This window comes from Kineothrix sp. IPX-CK (assembly GCF_039134705.1).
GTDB lineage: Bacteria > Bacillota > Clostridia > Lachnospirales > Lachnospiraceae > Kineothrix > Kineothrix sedimenti.
In genome coordinates this window covers 2,426,075-2,450,429 of the sequence record NZ_CP146256.1, presented here as the reverse complement: position 1 = coordinate 2,450,429, position 24,355 = coordinate 2,426,075, and the positions used below count along the sequence as shown (strand labels likewise).

24 protein-coding genes are annotated in these 24,355 nt (G+C 38.8%); 19 read left to right on the top strand and 5 right to left on the bottom strand.

Going from position 1 to position 24,355, the window contains the following annotated elements:
* Nucleotides 1-36: 36 nt before the first annotated feature.
* The 3 genes from aroB to V6984_RS11885 are packed head-to-tail and all read left to right on the top strand — an operon-like array spanning nucleotide 37 to nucleotide 2,653.
* Nucleotides 37-1,146 carry a 3-dehydroquinate synthase gene (aroB, locus tag V6984_RS11895; protein ID WP_342755853.1) on the top strand — a complete coding sequence of 370 codons (1,110 nt, stop codon included), beginning with the start codon at nucleotides 37-39 and terminating at the stop codon, nucleotides 1,144-1,146.
* Between the two features lie 55 nt (nucleotides 1,147-1,201).
* Nucleotides 1,202-1,729, top strand: coding sequence for a signal peptidase II (gene lspA, locus V6984_RS11890; RefSeq protein ID WP_342755852.1), 528 nt, complete (start codon nucleotides 1,202-1,204; stop codon nucleotides 1,727-1,729).
* On the top strand, nucleotides 1,730-2,653 hold the full coding sequence (locus V6984_RS11885; RefSeq protein WP_342755851.1) for an RluA family pseudouridine synthase: 924 nt from the start codon (nucleotides 1,730-1,732) through the stop codon (nucleotides 2,651-2,653).
* Here V6984_RS11885 and V6984_RS11880 read toward each other — a convergent pair.
* Nucleotides 2,623-3,540, bottom strand: coding sequence for a DMT family transporter (locus tag V6984_RS11880; RefSeq protein WP_342755850.1), 918 nt, complete (start codon nucleotides 3,538-3,540; stop codon nucleotides 2,623-2,625). The genes V6984_RS11885 and V6984_RS11880 overlap by 31 nt on opposite strands.
* A 29-nt stretch (nucleotides 3,541-3,569) precedes the next feature.
* Complete coding sequence (locus V6984_RS11875; RefSeq protein ID WP_342759994.1) at nucleotides 3,570-4,397, bottom strand: AraC family transcriptional regulator; 828 nt, start codon at nucleotides 4,395-4,397, stop codon at nucleotides 3,570-3,572.
* A gap of 286 nt (nucleotides 4,398-4,683) precedes the next feature.
* Between V6984_RS11875 and V6984_RS11870 the strand changes: the two genes are divergently transcribed.
* Together V6984_RS11870 and V6984_RS11865 are read left to right on the top strand one after the other, a co-directional pair.
* The gene (locus V6984_RS11870; protein ID WP_342755849.1) at nucleotides 4,684-5,316 is read left to right on the top strand and encodes a cytidylate kinase-like family protein; all 633 of its coding nucleotides are present in this window, start codon (nucleotides 4,684-4,686) and stop codon (nucleotides 5,314-5,316) included.
* Between the two features lie 284 nt (nucleotides 5,317-5,600).
* Nucleotides 5,601-6,365: a DUF2087 domain-containing protein gene (locus V6984_RS11865; protein WP_342755848.1), complete on the top strand. Its 765-nt coding sequence runs from the start codon at nucleotides 5,601-5,603 to the stop codon at nucleotides 6,363-6,365.
* Between the two features lie 40 nt (nucleotides 6,366-6,405).
* Here V6984_RS11865 and V6984_RS11860 read toward each other — a convergent pair whose 3' ends face one another.
* The 3 genes from V6984_RS11860 to V6984_RS11850 all read right to left on the bottom strand — a co-directional run bounded on the left by V6984_RS11860 (nucleotide 6,406) and on the right by V6984_RS11850 (nucleotide 9,720).
* Complete coding sequence (locus V6984_RS11860; RefSeq protein ID WP_342755847.1) at nucleotides 6,406-8,178, bottom strand: glycosyltransferase; 1,773 nt, start codon at nucleotides 8,176-8,178, stop codon at nucleotides 6,406-6,408.
* Between the two features lie 98 nt (nucleotides 8,179-8,276).
* Entirely contained in the window at nucleotides 8,277-8,954 is a 678-nt protein-coding gene (locus tag V6984_RS11855; protein ID WP_342755846.1) for a DUF6385 domain-containing protein, read from the bottom strand.
* Between the two features lie 61 nt (nucleotides 8,955-9,015).
* Nucleotides 9,016-9,720, bottom strand: coding sequence for a DUF6385 domain-containing protein (locus tag V6984_RS11850; RefSeq protein ID WP_342755845.1), 705 nt, complete (start codon nucleotides 9,718-9,720; stop codon nucleotides 9,016-9,018).
* Between the two features lie 290 nt (nucleotides 9,721-10,010).
* Here V6984_RS11850 and V6984_RS11845 point away from each other — a divergent pair, with 290 nt between their 5' ends.
* The 14 genes from V6984_RS11845 to V6984_RS11780 all read left to right on the top strand — a co-directional run bounded on the left by V6984_RS11845 (nucleotide 10,011) and on the right by V6984_RS11780 (nucleotide 24,225).
* Nucleotides 10,011-11,477, top strand: a complete 1,467-nt coding sequence (locus V6984_RS11845; RefSeq protein WP_342755844.1) for an NADP-dependent glyceraldehyde-3-phosphate dehydrogenase — start codon at nucleotides 10,011-10,013, stop codon at nucleotides 11,475-11,477.
* Nucleotides 11,478-11,633: 156 nt separating this feature from the next.
* Entirely contained in the window at nucleotides 11,634-11,975 is a 342-nt protein-coding gene (locus tag V6984_RS11840) for an AraC family transcriptional regulator (protein WP_342755843.1), read from the top strand.
* Between the two features lie 42 nt (nucleotides 11,976-12,017).
* On the top strand, nucleotides 12,018-12,893 hold the full coding sequence (locus V6984_RS11835; protein ID WP_342755842.1) for a methionyl aminopeptidase: 876 nt from the start codon (nucleotides 12,018-12,020) through the stop codon (nucleotides 12,891-12,893).
* 14 nt (nucleotides 12,894-12,907) lie between these two features.
* Nucleotides 12,908-13,447: a nitroreductase family protein gene (locus V6984_RS11830; RefSeq protein WP_342755841.1), complete on the top strand. Its 540-nt coding sequence runs from the start codon at nucleotides 12,908-12,910 to the stop codon at nucleotides 13,445-13,447.
* A 155-nt stretch (nucleotides 13,448-13,602) separates the two neighbouring features.
* On the top strand, nucleotides 13,603-14,358 hold the full coding sequence (locus V6984_RS11825; RefSeq protein ID WP_342755840.1) for an AraC family transcriptional regulator: 756 nt from the start codon (nucleotides 13,603-13,605) through the stop codon (nucleotides 14,356-14,358).
* A gap of 165 nt (nucleotides 14,359-14,523) precedes the next feature.
* Nucleotides 14,524-15,666, top strand: a complete 1,143-nt coding sequence (locus V6984_RS11820) for an iron-containing alcohol dehydrogenase (RefSeq protein WP_342755839.1) — start codon at nucleotides 14,524-14,526, stop codon at nucleotides 15,664-15,666.
* 152 nt (nucleotides 15,667-15,818) lie between these two features.
* Complete coding sequence (locus tag V6984_RS11815; RefSeq protein ID WP_342755838.1) at nucleotides 15,819-17,141, top strand: aminotransferase class III-fold pyridoxal phosphate-dependent enzyme; 1,323 nt, start codon at nucleotides 15,819-15,821, stop codon at nucleotides 17,139-17,141.
* Between the two features lie 139 nt (nucleotides 17,142-17,280).
* The gene (locus tag V6984_RS11810) at nucleotides 17,281-18,237 is read left to right on the top strand and encodes a transporter substrate-binding domain-containing protein (protein ID WP_342755837.1); all 957 of its coding nucleotides are present in this window, start codon (nucleotides 17,281-17,283) and stop codon (nucleotides 18,235-18,237) included.
* An 89-nt stretch (nucleotides 18,238-18,326) separates the two neighbouring features.
* A complete protein-coding gene (locus V6984_RS11805) occupies nucleotides 18,327-19,070 on the top strand; it encodes an amino acid ABC transporter permease (protein ID WP_342755836.1) in 744 nt (247 codons plus the stop codon).
* Nucleotides 19,071-19,080: 10 nt separating this feature from the next.
* Nucleotides 19,081-19,833 carry an amino acid ABC transporter ATP-binding protein gene (locus V6984_RS11800; protein ID WP_342755835.1) on the top strand — a complete coding sequence of 251 codons (753 nt, stop codon included), beginning with the start codon at nucleotides 19,081-19,083 and terminating at the stop codon, nucleotides 19,831-19,833.
* Nucleotides 19,834-19,893: 60 nt separating this feature from the next.
* Entirely contained in the window at nucleotides 19,894-20,523 is a 630-nt protein-coding gene (locus tag V6984_RS11795) for a cytidylate kinase-like family protein (RefSeq protein ID WP_342755834.1), read from the top strand.
* Between the two features lie 105 nt (nucleotides 20,524-20,628).
* Complete coding sequence (locus V6984_RS11790) at nucleotides 20,629-21,291, top strand: helix-turn-helix domain-containing protein (RefSeq protein ID WP_342755833.1); 663 nt, start codon at nucleotides 20,629-20,631, stop codon at nucleotides 21,289-21,291.
* An 81-nt stretch (nucleotides 21,292-21,372) separates the two neighbouring features.
* Complete coding sequence (locus V6984_RS11785) at nucleotides 21,373-22,281, top strand: DUF4097 family beta strand repeat-containing protein (RefSeq protein WP_342755832.1); 909 nt, start codon at nucleotides 21,373-21,375, stop codon at nucleotides 22,279-22,281.
* A 36-nt stretch (nucleotides 22,282-22,317) separates the two neighbouring features.
* Nucleotides 22,318-24,225 carry a VTT domain-containing protein gene (locus V6984_RS11780; RefSeq protein ID WP_342755831.1) on the top strand — a complete coding sequence of 636 codons (1,908 nt, stop codon included), beginning with the start codon at nucleotides 22,318-22,320 and terminating at the stop codon, nucleotides 24,223-24,225.
* Nucleotides 24,226-24,355: the final 130 nt, after the last annotated feature.

The following is a 24,355-nucleotide window of genomic DNA, read 5'->3' as shown; positions in this document are numbered from 1 at the left end:
GAAGTTTTTATATAATGTAAGCCGGAGGAAAAATGTATGGCCCAGAGATTGACCATAAATTATGAAAAAAAGCCTTGTTATGATATTGTATTTTCGCAGACCTTTGACGAGTTTGCTTTTGAACTGGAAGAGCTTGGAACTGGGAACAGGCGGCTCTGCATTGTGACGGACTCTTCGGTGGAGGCCTTATATGCACAGACTATCTTGGATTTAATAAAGGATAAATGTAAGAAAGCTGTAGTTTTTTCTTTCCCTGCGGGAGAACAGAACAAGACGCTGGATACGGTGAAGAAAGCCTATACCTTTCTTATTGAAGAAGAGTTCGATAGAAAGGATTTGCTCATCGCATTGGGCGGCGGCGTTGTCGGAGACCTGACCGGCTTCACTGCAGCAACTTATTTGCGCGGAATCGATTTCATACAGATTCCGACCACGCTCTTGGCACAAGCGGACAGCAGCATCGGCGGAAAGACCGGTGTCGATTTTGACGGGTACAAGAACATGGTGGGAGCTTTTCATATGCCCAAGCTGGTTTATATGAATGTTTCTGCGCTTAAGACCCTGGAGGAACGGCAATATTACTCTGGTTTTGCTGAAATTATGAAACATGGTTTGATTCGCGACCATATTTTTTATGAGTGGCTGCTTAATAACATGTATGAGATATGCGAGAGAGAGCCTTCCGTCTTGGAGGAGATGGTAATTAAGAGCTGTTCCATCAAAAAAGCGGTGGTGGAAAAGGACCCGAAGGAGATGGGAGACAGGGCTCTCCTTAACTTCGGACATACGATTGGACATGCTATAGAAAAAGCGAAAAATTTTGAGCTTTACCATGGGGAATGCGTCGCCTTAGGATGTGTGGCGGCAGCTTTCATTTCATGGAAGCACGAGCTTTTGTCTATGGAGGAGTATTATGAAATCAGGGATATGTTCGTGCCCTTCAATTTACCGATTTCCATAGAAGACATCGATTCGCAGGAAATAACGGCCCTTACAAAATCAGATAAAAAGATGGACGCTGGTAAGATTAAATTTGTCCTTCTCAAAAAAGTAGGAAAAGCCGTTATCGATATGAGTGTCACGGAGGAAGATATTAAAGCGGCGGTAGAGGAAATCAGCTTTAACGAAGAGGATATGTCTGAATAATAATTGATAAGTACGCATAAATACTTATCGATTCAAAGAAACGTGAGGATTTTTCATGAGTAAGTCAAAGAAAAAATTGCTTGTCTTCGATGTATTTCTTTTAAGCGTGCTGATTGCCACGGATCAGCTTTCCAAATACTTTGCAGTCCTTAAATTAAGGCACCAGCCAGCTTACAGTGTGATTGAAGGCATCTTGGAATTCAATTATCTGGAGAACAGGGGCGCAGCGTTTGGGCTTTTGCAAAATCAAAAGGTTTTGTTTCTATTTGTCGGAATCATATTTTTATGTACAATCGTTTATATTCTTTATAAGACTCCTGGCGGCCGCCGGTATACGTTTTTGCATATTCTTCTCGTGACGATTGCGGGAGGTGCGGCAGGAAATATGATAGATCGTATCCGTTTGGATTATGTGGTGGATTTTATTTATTTCGTATGTATCAATTTTCCCATATTTAATGTAGCTGATATGTATGTGACAATGGCCTCGGTAGTGCTTTTTATATTATTGCTTTTTTATTATAAGGAAGAGGACTTAAATTTCCTCAATTTCAAACAAAATAAGTACAGGGAACTGAAATAGATGATTCAAGACAGCGGTCAGCTTTGTTTTCAAATAAACGAGGATATGGGAGATGAGAGGATTGATAAGTGCTTAAGCGTGCTTATCGATTCTTTGTCGCGCTCTTATATACAAAAGCTGTTAAAGGATGAAAAGATCACAGTAAATGGTATCGTCGTCAAAGCGAATTACAAGGTGAAGGTCGACGATGAAATACGCTTTGATGTGCCGCCTGCCGAGGAGCCTGATATACTGCCGGAGGATATTCCGCTGGATATTCTCTATGAGGATGCGGATGTTCTCGTTGTGAATAAACCCAAGGGCATGGTCGTCCATCCTGCGGCAGGACATTACAACAATACTTTGGTAAATGCGGTCATGTTTCATTGCCATGGAGAGCTTTCCGGTATTAACGGTGTGATGCGTCCGGGCATTGTTCATAGAATTGACCGGGATACTACCGGTTCCGTTATCATTTGCAAGAACGACTTTTCTCATAACCACATCGCATGCCAGCTTAAAGAACATTCTATCGTAAGAAAATATCACGCCATTTGTTATGGGGTGATAAAGGAGGAGGAAGGTTCCGTAAATGCTCCCGTGGGAAGACATCCTACCGACCGCAAGAGAATGGCCGTTAATGAAAAAAACGGGAAGTATGCTGTTACTCACTATAAGGTATTAAAAAGATTCAATGGATATACTTATATCGAATGTATGTTGGAGACCGGAAGAACCCATCAGATCCGCGTCCATATGGCCAGCATAGGACATCCTCTGCTGGGGGACGAGGTGTACGCCGGCAACCGGAAATCGCCTTTTAAGCTGGAGGGACAGTGCCTTCATGCGAAAACGCTTGGATTTGTTCATCCGCGAAGCTTAAAGTATATCGAAACGAATGCACCATTGCCTGATTATTTTACGCATTTACTTGAAATTCTATAGAAAAATAGTGTTTTTCTTTCAGATATGAATAGTCCGGCCAATGTAAGTAACGTTCCGCAAGCGGCAATCCATGTGATTATTTCATTTAATACAAGAATCGATGTGATTACGGTAATAGCTGGAACCATGTAAATGTAAATGCTCGTTTTTATTGCTCCTAACAGCTTAACTGCCGTATTCCATGTAACAAAGCAAAGGGCCGATGCTCCTAATCCAAGGAATAAAATATTGAATACAATAATAGGCTGTGTGAACTTTTCTATTTTCCATTCAAAAGGGAATACAAAAAGAGCAGGAAGCATAAAAAGTATTCCGTAAAGAAATATTCTTCGGGTAGTCTGTATTGTGTTATACCCGAATTGGCTGATTTTTCTTGTAAGTATTGAATAAAGTGCCCATACAAGAGCTGCAATTACCGCTAACAGATCTCCGACCGGATTCAGTTTCAAAATCATGCTTCCGTTAAAATTGATAAGGATAATTCCTATCATAGCAATAACGAATCCAATAAAGAAGTTTATCCTTAGCTTCTCATTACCCAAAAAACGATGGGAAAGTAGTGCCGTGAAAAACGGTGCAATAGAAATAATCACTCCGACATTGGATGCAAGCGTATAGGTCAAAGCAATATTTTCCAAGAGGAAATAAAGCGTAACCCCGCATAAGCCTGCACTGGCAAAAAAGATTTCCTGTCTTATTCTTGTCCATTTTAACCTATATGGAAAAACTACTGTTAATGCGATCAGTCCTATGGCGAAACGGTAAAATAATATTTCAATGGGAGTAAAGCTTACGAGTAATATTTTTGTTGATATAAAAGTTGTTCCCCATATTAAAACTGTAATGGCGGCCAAAAGATGTCCGGCAATTTCTTTGTTCGTTCTCATATATTATTTATGTGCTCCTCGCTTAAGGTCTAGTCTCTGTTTTCCTTAAATATATCCCCATATTGTTTTGGAGTAAGTCCGATTAGTTTCTTGAAAAATTTTGTGAAATGGCTTTGATCTGCAAAACCTGTCTGTAAGGCGGCATCCATGGGATCTATGCCTTCTTCCAGCAGCTTTTTTGCTTCGCTTATCCGGATAGTTTCAAGATATTGGTATGGTGTGACTCCTCTTTGCTTTGTAAAGTTTCTTAGCAAAGTGTATTTGTTTAAATTGGACAGCCTGCTTAAATCATCTAATGTTATTAATTCGGTATAATGGTTTTCCATATAATAGCAGGACTCTTGAATTTCCGCACTTACTTCTGTGCGTTTTTCTTTTTCGGGTCCGGTGAATTCTGTAATTAGCTGTTCAATGAGGAAAAAGAAAATTTCCTCCTTTTCAAAATCTTTCCTCTGCTCCATAATCAATCCATGAAGCTCGCGTAAAGACGGGACGATTTCACTATGGTATGCCACCGTAGTGGTAAACTGGGGAAGATAGTCCATACCGGTAATTTGTACGGCTGTTTCCCTCATTATATTCTCATTGATATTGATGCTTCTCCAGTCGAGAGGTTTATCATCAATTTGTTGGCAGGTATGATTATCTAATGGATTAAATAGCAACAAATCACCTGCTCCTATAGTGTAATCTTTATTCTTACAGGATAGATGCCGACTCCCTCCTTCCACAAAACCGATTACATAGTATTCATGGAAGTGATTTGGGAATTTTTGCATTATTCCGTTGAATTGATGTGCTTCAATTTTTAATTCATTATCGTAACGCACTAAGCGTTGTTCCCGGTCTGTCATAATATTATCCTCCTATGTATTTCGTATAGATTGTAGCACAACTTGATGATTTCTTCTTGTATAATATTGACTTTTTAATTTGTGTTTTTATGCAGTCAATTTCAGATAATGAGGTAAAATGAATAATAGTTGACATAAAATAATTATGTAAACTCAAGGTGATTTGCACAAATAAAACGTGTTAAAATTGTATATTTATTGAATTTTTAGAGTCAATTATATATAATATATATAATAATTATAATCTTAGCCTTATCGTTGATTATATCAATAGCAATAGAATGGAGGAATGAGTATGGATACAATTATTACGATCGCGAGACAATTCGGCTCAGCAGGAAGAGAAATAGGGGAGCAGGTAGCAAAATGTTTTAATATTCCTTGCTATGATAAGGAGCTGCTCACAAGGGCAGCGCAAGAAAGCGGTTTTTGTGAAGAAATGATCCAGACACACGATGAAAGGCCGACGAATTCCTTCCTTTATAATTTGGTTATGGATACATATTCGTTTGGCTATAATGCATCTTCTTTCGTGGATATGCCAATCAGTCATAAGGTATTTCTCGCCCAATTCAATACGATTAAAAAGATTGCCGACGAAGGCCCCTGCATTATTGTCGGCCGCTGTGCAGATTATGCTCTCAGCGATTACAAGAACTGCGTTCACTTATTTATTTACGGTGATGAAGAGACTAAGGTAAAACGTATTATGAATAAATATAATTTAACAGAAGCAAAAGCGAAGGATATGATGGCGAAAAAGGATAAACAGCGTCAGAGCTATTATAATTATTATTCTTCAAAGAAATGGGGCCGCGCAGACAGCTATGATCTGTGTATTAACAGCAGCGTACTGGGAGTCGAAGGGACTACCAACCTGATTGTTCAGTTTGTTGAAGATTTCGAAAGCAGAAAAAGATAAAAAGAAGCGATATAAAATTTTTAATAAGGTAAGGGAAGCCGTTACGGCTTCCCTTATTTTGCGATTTGCGCTATATTCCGGCCCCATGAGATAATGTTCTTCAAGTGAATGATGTGATTTATAATATCCTTCAGGTAGTTTCTTATGATATTTCAGACTGCACCTTTTTATAAACGATTCAAAATAATGTTTGCTTATATATAGACATTATGTAAATATAGTTGTATAATTATAAAATATAAGATTAATAATCATAAATATGAAGGTTAGGAGGAGCGCAAGCTGTGGAAGAGAAGTATTGTATTTGGAATTCAAGCATAGAAGAGATTGTGTCAGGCTATAAGGAAGAGAGAGGTTTCTATACATGTACTCTGTGCGGCAGAAAATTTAAAAAGGGCTCAATCTTTACGATAAACGAGAATTTATATGATGCCTTCGGTGCGGTTAACGAACATCGAGCGACAGAGCATGGCTTTACAGTAGATTATATATTGGAGCAAAGTCCTTCCTCTAGCGGAATATCGGAGGTACAGCAGCAAGTGTTGAAATTGATGTCCGAAGGAAAAGACGATAAAGTGATTTCTCAAAGCGTCGGGATCGCCCCTTCTACAGTAAGAAATCATCGTTTTAAACTGAGAGAAAAGGAAAAACAGGCGAAAGTCTTTCTCTCTCTTATGAATTCACTGGAAGAGAAGACGAATCGTTCCATAGATCAATCGGATATTGGTATCATCGAAGAGCTTCACGCCGCCGCAACGATGATTGATGACAGATACAATATTACCGATGTGGAGAGAGAAAAGACAATTAGGGCTTATATGGATGAAACCGGCGCCATCAAGCAATTTCCTGCAAAGGAAAAAAAGAAGATTATTGTTTTGAGGGAAATTGCAAATAACTTTAGGCCGGAGCAGGAATACAGTGAAGCTGAAGTAAACAGAATCCTGGAAAGAATTTATGACGATTTTTCAACGATACGGCGGGCATTAATCGAATACGGATTTCTGGACCGGTCTGCTGATTGCAGCGTGTATCGGGTAAGAGGTTAAGCAAATCAATCGTCCATAAAGATTATTTCCATAAAAATCATTATAGAATAAATTCTTTGTTTAATATCGAAACGGCTGTTGAATTAATACAGTCCAGCTCCTTAACGGATCTCAGGATAGTCTTAACTGCCATATCATGGTAATTATTGTGATAATAGACCTCTGCCAAAGCCAACAGAGCTTCGTCTCCTTCTACAAGGTTGAGGATGCTCAAAACGTCCTCAAATACCTGGTATTCATTTGTCGATAGAACAATTGATAATACCGACGCAATTGTTGAAAGGGATTCTTTCTCCAGCGGTTCGCCATGTGCTTCTATAAAAGCCAAATATATTATGCGTTCGGTCTTTTCTTCCACCGTGCGGGCTATACTGAGAAAGTCGTCCTTTAGTTGTCTGCAAAGTACACAGCAAGCCGTCATATATTCAAACGAGCGGCTTCTTGCATTAGGCAGTATTCCTTTTAACGTATCGGAAGCTATACATTCGGCAAACGACTTAAATGCCTTTTCATATTCTTTATTGCAGAACAACAGCCTTCCTCTGAGAAAATATATATCTGCATCCAAGTTTCCGTCTTCGTTCATATACTCTTCAAATTCGCTTCGGGCCTGCTCAGGCATTCTTTCATTGAGCAGAACATCGGTAGTGACCATTACATTGGCCTTAAAACGGTGATCGGCATAGAGATTACGCAGGTTCTCGGCGACACGGTCTCTATCGGCCAATATTTTGTTTAAGACTTTGCCGATTTCATATATTACATGATATTTTTTTCCGTTCGCACGCATTGCTTTCATGTAGCAATCCAACGATTTATTGTAATCATCCATAAGGAAATAGATTTCTGCCATTTCAATTAAAGGCCTGAAATTAGAGGTTTCATTAAAAAAGTGCAGTGTGGGAGGAGGTTCACCCATAGAAAGACATTTATTGAAACTATCCAGAGCCAAAGTAAAACGTTTCATTTTTTTGAGTATGATTCCACGGAGATATTCCATATCCGTACAGGCAGGATAACAGCGAAGGCCATCAGCAAGAACCGTTAGGCTTTCTTCATTCCGTTTCATGTTGTGCAGGCAGGTGGCACGTCTGTATATCAGATGTGGTGAATATGCCATAGAAATATCTTTGTGCTGATCTGCTTTTTCGAAGTAGTCAAGTGCCTTTGTGTAATCCTCCAAACTCATATATTCATTGCCCATATTGAATAGATGAAAAGCATCATTGGGATTTTTGTCCAGCATCGTCTGCAAGATGGGAATGTTGCGGTTGTGTTTTTTTAATCCGGCGTTGGATTTCAGATACCCATAATGCTTAAGTCTTAACTCGGAAATTTCCAAAAACGGTTTTTTTTCGGTTTGATTAAAAGTCAGCTGCTCATGGATTGCGCCTTCATAGTGGAAGCATCCATTTTTAAATAAACGTAAACCTATATGTGTATTAAAGATTTCCTCGGATTTTTCATCTGTAAAGTTATGAAACAATATAGATATTCCATCGGCAGTTGTGGTTTCCAGAAGTGCTATCAGTTTTGGCAAATCTTCTGGATATAGAACTTCGTCGGCATCCAAAACCAGAATAAAATCACATGTTGCCTGCTGCAGGGAAAAGTTGCGGGCATCGGCAAAATTATCATCCCATTCATAATGAAAAATTTGCGGGTGAAACCGCTGTATACAGGCAAGAGTGTTATCTGTGGAACCTGTATCTACTACAATTACCTCGGATACAGCCTGGAATACGCTTTCAATACACTGTTCTATATATTTTTCTCCATTTTTTACGATAATGCAAAGACTTAATGTTTTCATATTTATATCCATGCTCCTTTCAACCTTCTTACTCACATGCAAATGTGATATAAGCCACGGAGCAACACTCCGTGGCTCTTTTCAAATCATACATTCTTTTAAGCCTGGCCGTTATAATAAGCCGTAAAGGTTGCAAGGGTTCCGGCGTCATAGCTGATCTGAGCATACTGCGCAAATGTTTCTACGACCATGATGGTATACGATCCACCTGCGACTAATACGTCATCATATTTTACGTCATCGAAATAAATCACTCCGTCAGGACTGATTTGAAGGGTTACAGTAATGGCGTTTGTTCCCGTATTGTTGACGAACATGGTGGCGGTTCTCAATTGCGAGATATCTGTCGCGGCAAGTGCAATACCTGTTGAGGATGCACCATTGTGAGGGTCGGTTGCCGAGAAGAACTCATTACCCTGAACCAAAACTGTCAAATTGGAATTGGCAATGGTAATCGGGTTAGCAACCGTCACATCGCCGGCCACGGTAAGCAGGGCATTAGTGATGGTTACGTCACCCTCGACCGAAATTTCACCGTTTACAGTCAGGCTGCCGTTGGCAATGGTGATCGGGTTAGCGATTGTTACATCGCCGGCCACGGTGAGCAGGGCATTGGTGATGGTTACGTCACCTGCCACCGTCATGGAAGCGGAGGCGACAAGTAGTTCGCCTGCCGAATTTAGTTGCAAGAGTTGTAATGTCCCGGTACCTTGGTTATAGCCATATACGCTGGATAATAACTGGCTGGCAGTTGTATTAAAAACTAGATTGTTCATAATTTTCCTCCAAGGTTATTTCCTCATAAAAGAGGATAATACATAATATGCAGGACATATATTAGTGGTTCGTCAGCTGCGTTTGGAACCACATGCGCAGAGCAATTTGCTTATGCTCCGAATGGGCGGCCATACGTGTAAATTTCGAGAATTTATAGGGAATAATATCCACTGTTTCTTCCGGTCTGATTATCAGCTGCTGCGGATCGTTTACAGAACGGACACGATCCGGACTATATTGAAGATAAATCGCAATATCATTACATCCGGCGTTTTGAGCAAAAAAAGTAATTGTTTGAGAGTAAGCGGTACAAAACCACGGCGATTGGATATTATGGTTGTAACCTGAAAGAAAAATCTCCTTATCAAAGAAGGGATTACATTCACAGTTTGGGTAGATTGTATCCTTGTGGTAAGTAATCATCAGTCTTGGATTTTGAAGCTGTTTTTTAATAGTAATCCCCCAATTGGGAATATATTCCGATACTAACATTTTAACATTTTCACTTATATCTGCTATAACATTGCCGGATTGTCCATAAGTCCTTGCCCCTTTTAAGGAATCATTTAGAAACTCGTAATCTTCTTCGGATAAGGAATCATTTATAAAAACCTCCACTGGTTTTTCGGCAGCATCTCCGCAATAGTTGTTACTCAAAATATATGCCTTGTCGATTCTTTCGGGTGTTTTAACGTCATTAAGGTCAAAATAAAGTAAAGTAAAATCTTGTCTATTGATAACTGATAATGGTATCATATTATTCATTGTTAACTTTACCTCTTACAATTTTTCAATTTGAATCACATCGATGAGAATAAGTCTATAACAGTATATTCAATAAATCGAGCTCATGTCACATTTGGTTACATTTTGCACTTGATTGAATTGTTGGATAAAAGTGCATGACATCAACCTTAAGGCATATAGTAACTTTTCGGTACTATCTTACTAATTAGTGCCTTATTGACATAAATTAACTATATGTTAGAATATCTTTTAACTATTAACATATTCATTTATAACTTTTTGCAAGGTGAATGACAGGAGGAAATAAAATGATGACTTTAATCAAGGATGATAATAATCTATATAGAAATCTCATAAATGGTGAATGGGTTGAGAGTAAAGACGGTAAGTATATTACTGTAACATCCCCTATTGATAATTCAGTTATTGGAAGTGTACCTGCAATGACAAAAAATGAGGTGGATTTGGCGGTACAAGCGGCAAAGGAAGCGCAGAAGGACTGGAAGCATGTGACAATAGATGAAAAAGCGGAAATTTTGTATCATGCAGCTGATATTCTTCTGAAAAACAAGGAGGAACTGGCCGGCCTCATGGTAAAAGAAATAGCAAAAGACAGAAAGAGCGGTCTTTCCGAAGTGGAAAGAACGGCCGATTTCATCAAGTTTACGGCAGATACCGCCAAGAATATTTCCGGCGAAAGCATTCCGGGGGATAGTTTTCCGGGGGGAAAAACAAATAAAGTTTCGATTGTAAGAAGAGAACCTCTTGGAGTTGTTTTAGCGATCTCTCCATTTAACTATCCTGTGAATTTGGCTGCATCTAAGATTGCGCCAGGATTGATGGCTGGGAATTCTGTTATTTTAAAACCGGCAACTCAAGGCAGCTTATGCGGACTATATTTAGCAAGAGCTTTTCAGGAAGCGGGAGTTCCTGACGGGGTTTTAAATACTGTTACCGGAAAAGGCAGTGAAATAGGAGATTATATCACTACTCATCCGGGAATTAATTTTATTAATTTTACCGGCAGTACAGAAGTTGGGCAGCATATTTCACAAATAACTAATATGGTACCGCTGTTGATGGAACTTGGCGGAAAGGATGCCGCTATTGTTTTGGAAGACGCGGATTTAGATTTGACAGCCAATAATATTGTTGCGGGAGGGTATTCTTATTCCGGTCAAAGATGTACTGCAGTTAAGCGAATTTTAGCAGTAGATCAAATAGCAGATCAATTGGTAGAAAAGATAATGTCTAAGATGGAAAAGTTAGCCTATGGGAATCCATTAGAAAAGGATGTTGATATTGTACCATTAATCAGTTCGAAGGCAGCGGATTTTGTATGTGAATTGATAGATGATGCGAAAGAAAAAGGTGCTAAGCTGCTCGTTGGAGGGAACAGAGAAGGAAATATTATCACTCCGACTTTGTTCGATTACGTTACGACTGACATGAGAATTGCCTGGGAAGAACCATTTGGTCCTGTGCTTCCGATCATACGTGTGAAAGATAAAGACGAGGCAATAGAGATAGCAAATGCATCCGAATACGGACTTCAATCTGCAGTGTTTACGCAGAATATCAATGATGCCTTTTATGTGGCAGACAAATTAGAGGTAGGCACTGTTCAAGTGAATAACAAAACGGAAAGAGGTCCCGATCACTTCCCGTTTCTTGGAGTAAAAGCTTCCGGGATTGGTACGCAGGGAATTCGTTATTCCATTGAGTCTATGTCCAGACCTAAGGTAACTGTCATTAATTTGCCGCATCAGGAATAGCGTATTATATATTTTTAAGACTTTTTATAATTAGAGGCATTCTTAACTCTTGCTGTATTCAAATTATGGAGATTATCGATATATTATTTCATATGTGCAACTTATATCATGTAATTGTCTGCTGAAATTGATATACTGTAAAAAGGAGTGAAGCAAATGTCTGTACAAACAATAGAAACAATGGCAAAGTGGGTAGAAAATAACATAACGGAAAATCCGAGTCTGCAGGATATGTCATCATATGTTGGATATTCGCCGTATTACTGCTCTACGAAGTTTCGGGAGCACATGGGTATGACATATAAACAGTTTCTTGCTCAATGTAAATTAAAAGGTGCCGCTTATGATCTTTGCGTAACCAATGACAAAATAATTGATATTGCGTTCCGATACGGATACTCGTCATCTGAATCGTTTGCCAGAGCTTTTTCTAAAGCGTTTCAATGTTCGCCGCGCCAATATCGGAATGCTTTCGGTTTTCTGCCGGATTCCCTTTAGGGCATATTGCTCCCTCCGAATTTATAGATGTGAGGAGATAAAATGTCTGATAAATTTGGAAGAAATGATCTCTGCTGGTGTGGCAGCGGTCGGAAATATAAGAAATGTCATGGCCCTATTGAAGAGCAAATTGAAATTTACCGCTTAAAGGGATGTGAAGTACCTCATCGGAAATTGCTTAAAACAAAACAGCAGATTGAAGGTATGCGGGAAAGCAGCAAACGAAACATCGCTTTGCTGGATTTTATTACAAATTATGTGGCTGATGGAGTCACTACGGAAGAACTTGACCGGCTCATCTTTGAGAAAACCAAGGAATTGGGAGGAGTTCCGGCAACACTTAATTACAACGGTTACCCCAAGAGCGTGTGTATCTCGATCAATGATGTTGTGTGTCATGGTATACCCTCTGATCGTATATTATTGCGAAACGGGGATATTGTAAATATTGATGTGTCTACAATTTTCAATGGTTTTTTTTCGGATTCTTCACGCATGTTTTGCATTGGTGATGTTTCTGCCGGGAAACAAAAACTGGTTGATGTTGCGAAAGAGTGTGTGGAGCTTGGCATTGAACAAGTAAAACCGTGGGGATTTCTTGGAGATGTTGGGCAAGCGGTTCATGACCATGCAAGGGGAAATGGGTATTCTGTTGTTAGAGAAATCGGAGGCCATGGTATTGGTCTGCAATTTCACGAAGAACCCTGGGTCGGTTATGTAACAAAGAAAGGAACTGGAATGCTCTTAGTTCCGGGGCTTGTTTTTACGGTAGAACCTATGATAAATATGGGAAAATCCAATATAGTAACGGATAAATCTGATAATTGGACTGTTCGTACCGCTGACGGGAAGCCTTCTGCTCAATGGGAAAAAACAGTATTAGTTACCGAGACCGGTTATGAGGTGTTGACATATTAGTAAAGGAGATTACCATGTTAGAACAAATAGAAAGCAGAAGGAGCATCCGTAAATATCTTAATAAAAAAGTTGAAAAAGTGAAGCTTGTCCAAATATTAGAAAGCGCCAGATTGGCACCATCCGGAAGCAATACGCAGCCTTGGGTGTTCATTGTAGTTGAATCAGAGGAAATGAAAGAGAAATTATCAAATGCTGATCACCAACAACAGTGGATGATGACAGCCCCTGTATTTGTCGTGTGTGTAGCGGATATTCGTTGTCGTATTTCGGAAGGTATCAGCGTAAGGCTGGATGAGAACAGTCCTGAACCGGAGCTCAAGCAAATTATCAGGGATACAGCCATTGCGATGGAGCATATTTTGCTTGAAGCGGAGCATTTAGGATTGGCAACGTGCTGGACGGCATGGTTTGAACAAGATGATGTCAGATCTATCTTGAATATTCCGGAAGATAAATATGTGTGCGGAATAATTACGCTGGGATATGGTGATGAAACACCAAAGCAGAGGCCAAGGAAAGAGTTGGAAGAAATCGTCCGGTATGAAAGATGGTGATGAATCCTTTAGAAATATTTTGTTATTGACATATTAAAAATAATATGATATAAAATTTTCAAGCAAGGGCGTTAAAATAAACGTTCTTGCTTTTTTATTTTCATTAAATTGATAAGTATATCCTATTATCAGAATTTTTCTAAGGAGTGATGCTTATGAAAATGAAGACATTTTGCATTAAGCGCAATATCAATTATCAGGAAGTGATCGCAAACGGTAATTTGTTTGAAAAATTCTATGAAATTGATAATCCGTGTAATGATAAATTAATTACCATACCGGATGGAAGCATTGACATTCAATGCCTATGGAGAAATAACAAGCTGAAGGTATTGATAGTAGGAAGTTTTCGTGAAGGAGGAACCTCTCTTCTTACAGAATATGACAAATGCTTTGGCGGAAGATTGATCAGAGGGGTTGTTCCGTCATGCTTTAAAGGGTTTATGGAGGATATTATCAGCAACAGAATTCCTATAGAATCTTTTCTCAGGATACCGGAGATGGAGGATATGATAAGCTTTGATTTACCCTTGGAGCAAAAGGCGGATTGTATGTTATCCCTGCTTGAAAATGCAATGATAACCAATGAGAACATCATTACCAAACATATTATTAATAAGATTGAAAAAGAGCACGGAAATGTAATTATAGGTGATATGGTTGAAACCTTAGGGTACAGTCACCGTTATACAAACCGCGTCTTTAAAAGCAACGTGGGTTTGTCCATTAAGAATTATGCCAATATTGTTCGTTTACAGGAAAGTTTACGATATATCAGACTTCAAAGAGAAGATGATATCTACAGTAAATTGGGATATTATGATCAAGCTCACTTTATTCACGACTTTAAGAAGTTTTCTTCATTTACACCGAATGCTATGAAAAAAATACAGGATATAAATTTTGTATAATATTTTAAAAATCGGATTAGCCGATTTTTTACAATTACTTTTATAAAAACAATTATATTATGATTCTATAAAAAGAAAAGGAGCAATGTCTTACAGATGATATTGCTCTTTTTCGCACTATTACAAAGACCATACAAGCAGCTGGCAGAAAGGAAGACAATAGGTATGAAGAAAATTGTATTTACCAAAACGGCACTGATCACGGGAAGAGATGCACTTGATTATTTGAGAAATATAGAGTATAAAAAGGCGGTTATTGTAACCGGCGGTCAATCCATGGTAAGAACAGGTGTCATCGATAGAGTAAAAGCGATTATGCATAGAGAAGCATGTGAGGTTGTTTTATACAGTGGAATCAGTAAAAATCCCACAACCAGACAGGTGGAAGAAGGCGTTGCATTTTTTCATAAAGAAAAACCGGATGTCGTATTGGCGCTCGGCGGAGGATCTGCGATTGATGCCGCAAAAGTTATGCTTCTTTTCTATGAGCATCCGGAAATAACCTGGGATACTGTATTTTCTATGTCTCTTGAGGATAAAAATTTAAAAACTAAATTGATAGCCATACCTTCCACATCAGGAACAGCATCAGAAGTAACACAAGTCAGCGTTATTACATTGGAAGAACAACAGTTCAAATTAGCGATTAAAACCGAACATATAAGACCGGATATTGCCATATTGGATCCGAATCTTCCTGTAACATTACCCGCTCATATCGTTGCTGAAACAGGAATGGATGCCTTAACCCATGCACTGGAAGCATACATAAACAAAAATGGAAATGATTTCACGGATGCCCTTGCTAAGGAAGCTATTGAAGGTATCATGGAATGGCTGCCAATTTCGTATAAAGAAGGAACTGTGCAAAGCAGAGAAAAAATCCATAATTTCCAATGTATGGCCGGTATGGCATTTTCCAATGCGGGACTTGGTATGGTACACGGCGTGTCACATGCTTTTGGGGGGAAATATAATCTTGCACACGGACTTGTTAATGCCATAATTCTTCCGTACTCAATGAATTATAATAAAAAGGATGCAGAGGTTGCTGCTAAGTACACAAAATTATCCCGTATACTGGAAAAGGATATTATAGAAGGTGTTAAGCAAATGAATCGCGAACTGGATATTCCAGCATGCATTGCAGATATTGGAATCACAGAAGAAGAGTTTAAGAGAGATTTTCATGAGATTTTGCAAAATTCCATGAAGGGAGCAACAGTTGTTAATCCAATTAAAGTATCTCCGGAAGATATGGAAAAATTTATTAATTGCGTGTATTTCGGCATAAAGGTTACGTTTTAGCCGGGCTTGTTTTATATATTAGGGCTACTTTTTACAATAACCAGAGAAAAACCAATGCTAATATGACTTAAATAGGCAGGGCATAACAGCCAAAAAAGAAAAGCCATTAGAGACATAGTTATTAAGGCTTACCATAAATGCAGGAGGATACCATGAATAGAGAGGAAATATTTAATGATTCTAAAAAATATACTGTTTTCACCTGGGTAGCACAAGAGAAATTTAAACCGCTGGTAATAGAAAAAGCGGAAGGTATCTATATGTGGGACTATGACGGAATCCGATATATGGATTTAAGTTCACAATTAGTTAACGTTAACATTGGCTTTAACAATGAGAATATTATTAAAGCCATCCAGGAGCAAGCGGCAGCTTTACCGTATATTGCACCAAAGCATACCTATGATAAGAGGGCCGAACTGGGAAAAATAATAATCGAAGAAATCGCACCCCCCAATATGGAAAAAGTTTTATTTACACTAGGAGGTGCCGATGCGAACGAATATGCGATACGGCTTGCAAAAGCTTTTACCGGCAAAGATAAAGTGTTTTCAAAATATGAATCCTATCACGGTTCCACCTATGGAGCAGCCAATTTAACAGGTGAGGCGGAACGCTCTTCACCGTTTCCTACCATTTCAGGATTCATTAAATTCCAACCTCCGCACTTATATACTTATGACATTCAGTTCTCAACAGAAGAAGAAGCAACAAAACATTTTCTGAGTCGGTTAGAATATCAGATTATTATGGAAGGTTCCGACAGTATTGCAGCTTTGTTTATAGAATCGGTTACCGGAAGTAACGGAACTTATCTGTACCCGAAGGGGTATTTGAAAGGAGTTCGTAAACTCTGTGATAAATATGAGATTGTAATGGTGTGTGACGAAGTTATGGCAGGTTTTTTAAGATGTGGTGAGTGGTTTGCCTGTCAGGCAGAGGGAATAGAACCGGATATCATTACTTTTGCAAAAGGAGTTAATAGCGGATATGCACCTTTGGGAGGAGTAATAATCAATAAAAAAATTGCAGACTATTTTGATGTGCATGCACTTCCAAGCGGACTGACCTATAATTCGCATGCGCTTGGAGTCGCGGCCGCTATAGCGTGCATCAGAGAGTACCAGAGGCTGGATATTAAAACTAATGTTCAGACATTGGCCGGAAAATTTGCTCAGGGGATGGAAAAATTAAAAGAAAAACACTTGGCGATCGGTGATGTCAGATATATTGGATTGTTTGGTGCGATAGAGTTTGTGACCGATAGGGAGAAGCATACGAGTATGCTAAAGGGCAAGGACGGAAAGCCGTTTTTATCCCAAATGATCGCGAATCTATATAAATTCGGACTCGCAACCTTCGGACATGGAGCGACAATCATGATAGCTCCTCCGCTTATCATTACAGAAGTACAGTTGGAAGAAATGTTTGGTGCATTAGAGGAAGCATTAACATTTGCGGATGAGCAATTATAGAAATGTGAAATAAAAAAAAGACAAGGGAGTCATGCAGGAGAAATTATTCTTACCTGCAGGGCTCCCTGTTTTAATTAAAAAGTTTTACTGATCGTTATTGAAAAATATCGATACATCTAATTTTGAAAGGAGAAAAATTATGAAAAAAAGGACTTTGGCAATTTTATTTGCAACAATTATGAGTATTAGTGTGATGAGTGGATGCGCAGCATCTTCATCTAAAGAAACGACAGCAGCAGCGGAGAAGGAGACGACAACCGAAGAAACGGAAAGCACGGAGGAAACGGCTGCTTCAGATGGTCCTTATGCGGCGGCAACAGAGTTAACAGGCGGTGTATTAAGAGTGGGAATGGAATGTGCATATGCACCGTTTAACTGGACACAGTCTACTGCCGCCGTTGATGCAGACGGTTGGGAAGCGGTTCCCATATTCGGTACAAGTGATTATGGATTTGGTTATGATGTTATGTTTGCACAAAAAATAGCAGATGAAATGGGATGGACATTAGAGGTACATAAGATTGAATGGTCAAGTATTGTCCTTGGAATGCAGTCAGGTGATTATGATTGCATTATCGCCGGAATGGTTTATACGGAAGAAAGAGATAAAACAGTAGACTTTACCAGGGCATATTACAATAGAGATAACGTTATGGTGGTAGCGGCAGACGGACCTTATGCAAATGCAACGGGCTTGTCGGATTTTGATGGCTGTTCGGCTGTTACGCAGATTAATACATCATGGGCAGACTATGTGACCCAGATTCCGAATGTGAAAGCAGGAACCTTCCCTGAAACAACATCCGAAGTAATCATGCAGGTTGCAACAGGTGCGGCTGACTGTGCTGTATTAGATTATCCAACTGCTTATTCTGCAGCATTAAGTAATACCGCTGTTAAGGTCATTAAGCTGGCGGATGATAATGACTTTACTACACCGGAAGGTATGTCTGAGGCTGTTTCGGTAGCCGTAGACGAAGGAAATACCGTATTAAAGGATGCCATCGAAACCGCAATGGATGCCATCGGATGGGATCAGGCTGATATGGATGAATATATGGACCTGGGAATTATGGTACAGCCTTTAAGTAACTAAAAATTGAATAACGGAATTCAGGTGAGGACTAAAGGGGTCTGCATATTGCAGACCCTTGGCCTGTGAAAAGGATATAGGAGGTCTATGGTATGGATAAAGGTTTTGCTGGATGGGTGATATATATATGGAACGAATATTGGCCGTTTTTTTTAAAAGGAACCATTGTTACGTTAGAAGTTGCTATACTGGGAACCATATTAGGATTCTTATTAGGATTTTTGATTGGAATACTTCAGTCCGCACCTATTGTAAAAAATGATAATGTATTCAAAAAAACAGTATTTCGATTATTGTTATTACTAAGTCGTATTTATGTTGAAATATTCAGAAGTACACCAATGATGGTTCAGGGCATGGTAATATTCTATGGACTTAAATCCTTCGGTCCGGGGTTATCGTCATTTTGGGCAGCGGTACTGGTAACCATGTTAAATACAGGAGCTTATATGTCTGAAACCGTAAGAGGCGGGATCATTTCTATTGATTATGGACAGCAGGAGGGGGCAAAGGCTTTAGGAATGAGTCATGTTGCCACTATGTATTCCGTAATATTGCCGCAGGCATTTCGTAATATAATACCGGAAATGGTTAATATGTATCTTACGAATCTAAAAATGACATCTGTTTTAAACGTTATTAATGTGGCAGAATTGTATTTTGTTACAAAGACAGCAGCCGGTACTTATTACAGATACTTTGAAGCTTATATTATTTGTGGCCTTATCTATTTTGTACTCTGTACATTATTTACCAGAGTTTTTTCTGTTTTGGAAAAGAAACTGGATGGAAAGAAGAATTATGAACTGGCAGTAGAATACATGGAAGCAGAATAGGAGGGTTAGTATGAAGGAGCCAATTATTAATGTTGAGCATTTGGTAAAGTCATTTGGTAACCATGAGGTATTAAAAGATCTGCATTTTTCAATCTCCAAAGGCGAAGTGGTTTGTGTGATCGGTTCGTCCGGTTCCGGGAAATCGACTTTATTGAGGTGCATTAACGGATTGGAATCATTAACTTCCGGTACAATCCATTTTCAGGGAGAGTCGGTTGGCCGCGGAGAAAAGGAATTAAATAAGTTCAGAGCTAATGTTGGCATGGTATTTCAATCGTTTAACTTATTTAACAATATGACAGTATTGCAAAATTGTATGGTTGGAACCAGAAAAGTACTAAAGCTTAACCCAAAAGAATCAAAGGAGCGCGCTATAAAACACTTGAAACAAGTAGGAATGGCACCTTATATAAATGCGAAACCAGCCCAGTTATCCGGCGGACAAAAACAAAGAGTGGCTATCGCGAGAGCGCTTACTATGCAGCCGCAGGTTCTGCTTTTTGATGAACCGACTTCTGCACTTGATCCGGAAATGGTTGGCGAAGTACTTCAGGTAATGAAAAAACTCGCAAGTGAAGGATTGACCATGGTAATCGTCACTCATGAAATGTCGTTTGCAAAGGACGTATCGACCAGAACAATATTTATGGATGAAGGGTATATTGTAGAAGATGATATACCTGAGAATCTATTTGAGAATCCTAAGAATCCAAGAATGAGAGAGTTTTTAAGCAGATACATCGGAGATGGTAAGAATTCATAAGATGTATCTGTCAGATGATAAGTGAAATTAGATTTGTAAACGAAAGGAAGTGTTACATATATGGAGACTTATGCAATTACTGTAGCGAGAGGATTTGGAAGCGGCGGAAAAGAAGTTGCTTCTAAAATTGCAAAAGAACTGGGAATTCATTGTTATGAGAATAGAATTCTTACACTTGCATCGCAGCTCAGCGGATTGGATGAGCAATTGTTTTCGGAAGTAAATGAAAAAATGCGAGGCAAGAAGTTTTCCGGTCTATTAAAAGGTCTGCCGAAAACAGGGAATCCTAATCCGGCTGCGGTTGACTTTGTATCGGATGAACGGTTATTCGAGTTTCAAAAAGAAATAATAGAGAATCTTGTTCAATCGGAGTCCTGTGTCATTGTAGGAAAATGCGCAGATTGGGTTTTAAAGGATTATGACAATGTAATCAGTGTGTACATTGAGGCACCGCGTTCCTTTTGCGTAAAGAGAATCATGGAAAAGATGAATGTTAGTGAAGAAACGGCCCATGCTTCCATAGAAAAAACAGATAAGTACCGGGCAGATTATTATTCGCATTATACCGGAGGGAATTATTGGACTAATCCGGTCAATTATGATCTGACATTGAATAGCGAACGGGTAGGAATAGAAAATTGTGTTCGTGTTATAAAAGAGTACATACAAATTAAATTCCCGTCATTATAATAAATAGATATATAAAATCTAGTTCACATTTATTTTTGTTGACAATCGTACAATTGTAGTATACCATAAAAATGAACGATTCGTTCAACAAAAGGATGGGAAGCAATGGACACAAGAATTCAATCAATTCTGGAGGCCGCAACGCTATTATTTTTACGTCAAGGTTATGCCGGAACGCAGATTAGTCACATAGCAGGTGCGATAGGTGTTTCTGTCGGAACCATTTATCATGATTTTGCAGGAAAAAAGGAGATCATGCACTTTGTTTTGAAATGCACGATTGATCCGGACTTCATAAATAAAGATTTTGAAAGACCTATTACAGATAATTTGTTTTCAGATGTGGAAAATGAAATTGCATCTTTGTTTGAACGGTCACAAAATGACTTTGCAAAACACCTTGAAGACGACGCTCCAGGTTATCGCTTTGAAGATTTGATTTCAGACGCATTTGATATTCTTGCCCGGTATGCGGTCGGCTGTTTATTTATTGAAAAGAATCAATTTGAATTCCCGTTTCTGGCTGAACATTATAAGACATACCGCAGGAAATTTCTCGATACAATGTCAAGGTACTTAACAATTTTCGTTAACAATGGAACAGTACGTACCCTTGATCATTTGAAATTAACCACGACCCTTATTATTGAAATTCTTACTTGGTGGGCGATGGATAGACGGTATACATCTTTTGAAACTTCAGATATTCCTTTGGAATTGGCAAAAAAAATCTGCATGGACAATATCCTGTCTGCATACAAAAGATAAATTAGCGGGGCATGTAAGCCTCCTAATTTTTGCAGAGAATATGAATGAACAATTCATTTATTTAAAGTGAGGTAAGTGAAGATGAAAAAAGCAATTACATTAGGCATGTTTCTTATTCTAAATTTATTCGTATTTGCCGGCTGTTCCAATTCTAAGTCCGCTCAAATGACGAATGAACTTCGATTTTCTCTTAAAGGAATATCGTCTCTGACGCTTTCCTACGATGAAGAAAAAATTACTATCTTTGAAAGTGACAGTGACGCTCTGGTAATCAAAGAATACATGACGGAAAACAAAAGCAGCTATTATGCCAAGGTAACGGAGGGTAATGAAAGTATTTATATAAGCGAAGGGGGCAAACCATTTTTTAAGGACGGATTTTCCCGATATATTGAAGTTTATTTGCCGGAATCATACCGTGAAAATCTTACGGTTACTTCCACGAACGGGGATATTGATTTTTCCGGCATGAATTTGGATTTATCTATGCTCCGTGTTGATAATTCGTCCGGGAATATCAGATTGGATAATGCGGTTGCTTCTAATATCCATTTATCTTCTACCAGCGGGACTTTATATTTAGGAAACATTGAGGCAAATCAAATCAGTCTGGAAACAACAAGCGGCAGCGTGATCTGTACAAAATTAAACGGAAATGTAATATATACCTCTACAAGCGGAAGTGCAGATATAAAGTCCGCGATTGGTTCCGGTAACTATAAAGCCAACAATTCCGGCGACCTGAATGTCGTGTATACCGAAGTAAATGGCGATCTTTCTTTCTTCAATAAAAATGATAATATTACTTTAACGTTACCGAAAAATTTGGAGTTCGAATTTCAAGCCACGACCAAAAACGGTTCAGTATCTACGAACTTTCAACAAGACGTTACCGTCAATGGGCATACAACAAGCGGGAGCGTTGGCAGTAATCCGACCATAACCGTTAAGGTAGAAACAAACAACGGGGATATAGAAGTAACGCAATGAAATGAGAAACAAATTCGGGGAGAGGAGAGTAGGCTTATGGATAAAAAGGCTCGTAGACATGTGGTTGCCTGCTGTATTTTATTTATCGGCCTTGTCATTGGGGTGACAATCATCTTGCTGCCTTACTTTCAGCGATTATCAGAACCTGAATATCAGGCAGAGATACAAAACTGGATAAACGAGATAGGCGGTGCAGGTATCCTGCTGATTCTGGCAGTACAGATAGTTCAAGTCATAATCGCTTTTATTCCCGGTGAGCCTGTGGAAGTCATGGCTGGCGCTTTGTATGGTACTGTTCCCGGTCTATTGATTTGCCTTGCCGGTTGTGTTTTTGCTTCCGCTTTCATTTTTTCATTATCGAAGCGGTTCGGTAAGAAGCTGCTGTATCACTTGTTCGGCGAAGAAAAAGTGTTGAGCTGGAAATGGCTTCAAGATGGCCATAAAAGTGAAATTGTGACGTTTATTCTGTTTCTTATCCCGGGCACACCAAAAGATATGCTCACATATATCGTAGGAGTAACCGAAATGAGCGCAGGGAAATTTATAGGCATATCAACTTTTGCACGTATTCCGTCTGTTTTATCCTCAACCATGATTGGTTCTACAATACGTCAGGGCGATTGGAAATTGTCTTTGAGTGTTTTCGTTATTACAGGGCTTATAGGTATTGCGGGAATCGGCTTCAAGGACAAAGTAATAGATTTTTGCCGCAGGAAAATAAACGGGGGACATAGCAATAAGACAAAATGTGAAAGTTTGGATTATGTTGAAGCAGTTCATAGCGACAAAGTGTATCCGTTGATGTATTGCCGAATGGCGATTCAAGGAAATCTCGACATTGAAAAATTGAAAGATGCGGTTAATCTATCCAGTCAATATGTCCCTGAGATTCTTTATACGTATGACTTTAAGAGAGCTGTCTTTGTTAATCGGGATTTAACTGTTGAAAATGTACTTATTCTTGACCGTTTCGGATTAGAAGAAGATTTTTGGTGGGATTTAAGTAAAAATGCCCAGCTACAAATCGTCTTTTCTAAGGAAGAAAAGCAAAGTAATATCGTTATCGCAATGAGCCATATTCTGACTGATGGGGTAGGTTTTTTACAATATCTCTATTTGCTAGCGTCACTTTACAATGACATCCCTTCGGATAAAAGATTACATAACACAAGGGATATTTCTCTTTTTTTAAAAAATATTCGTGTTGGATCGCCAACAGAGCAAACAAAATATGGCATGCGGATTAATGCAGTTCCCTTGCGGGCTTTTAACAATGGTACGCAGTCATTCTGTTTGAATAGTACAATTGATTCGGATGATCTGAATACCATTCATGTAAAAGCAAAGAAAAGCGGCGCAACACTCAACCATGTTTTTATAACAGCATATGCCCGTGTCATAGCCCGTTTACAAAACACAGATAAGGTGATTTTATCGTGTCCGGCTGATTTACGTAGATTTCAGCCGCATCAGGATAATCTGACCGTAGCAAATATGACCGGGATATATAAGAGAATCATTCTGGAAATAAATGAACAGATTACGTTCAGCGAAACCTTATCACAGACTTGCATCGAAATGGCTCTCCAAAAAGAACGTTGCCGCTGCTTTGAAAGTATTCGGCTGCTTAACTTTGCATTTCATAAAACACCGCGTTTTATATTAAAGAAAGCAATTAAAAAGAGCTATCATTTGTTTCCTGTTTCTTATACCAATATAGGAATAATCGACCATGAAAAGCTATATTTTCGAGACTGCTATATTAAAAAATGTTATTTGACGGGCACTTATCGGCTTTCCCCTGACTTTCAGCTTTCTATCAGTACATTTCGAAACCTATGCACATTAAATTGCACCTTGATTGGAGAAGCCGGTGACGAGAGAATAGGTCAATCCATCTTAGAACAAATAAAAAAAGAATTATTGGAGTGGATACAGGAATAGGAGCGGAGAGTCTATTGGTGATTGGAATTAGAGAAAAACATATAATAATGTAAAAAATATTAGATTGAATTTAATCGAAATGTACAACATATATGGTTATAATTTTATATATAAACAATATTATAATTCA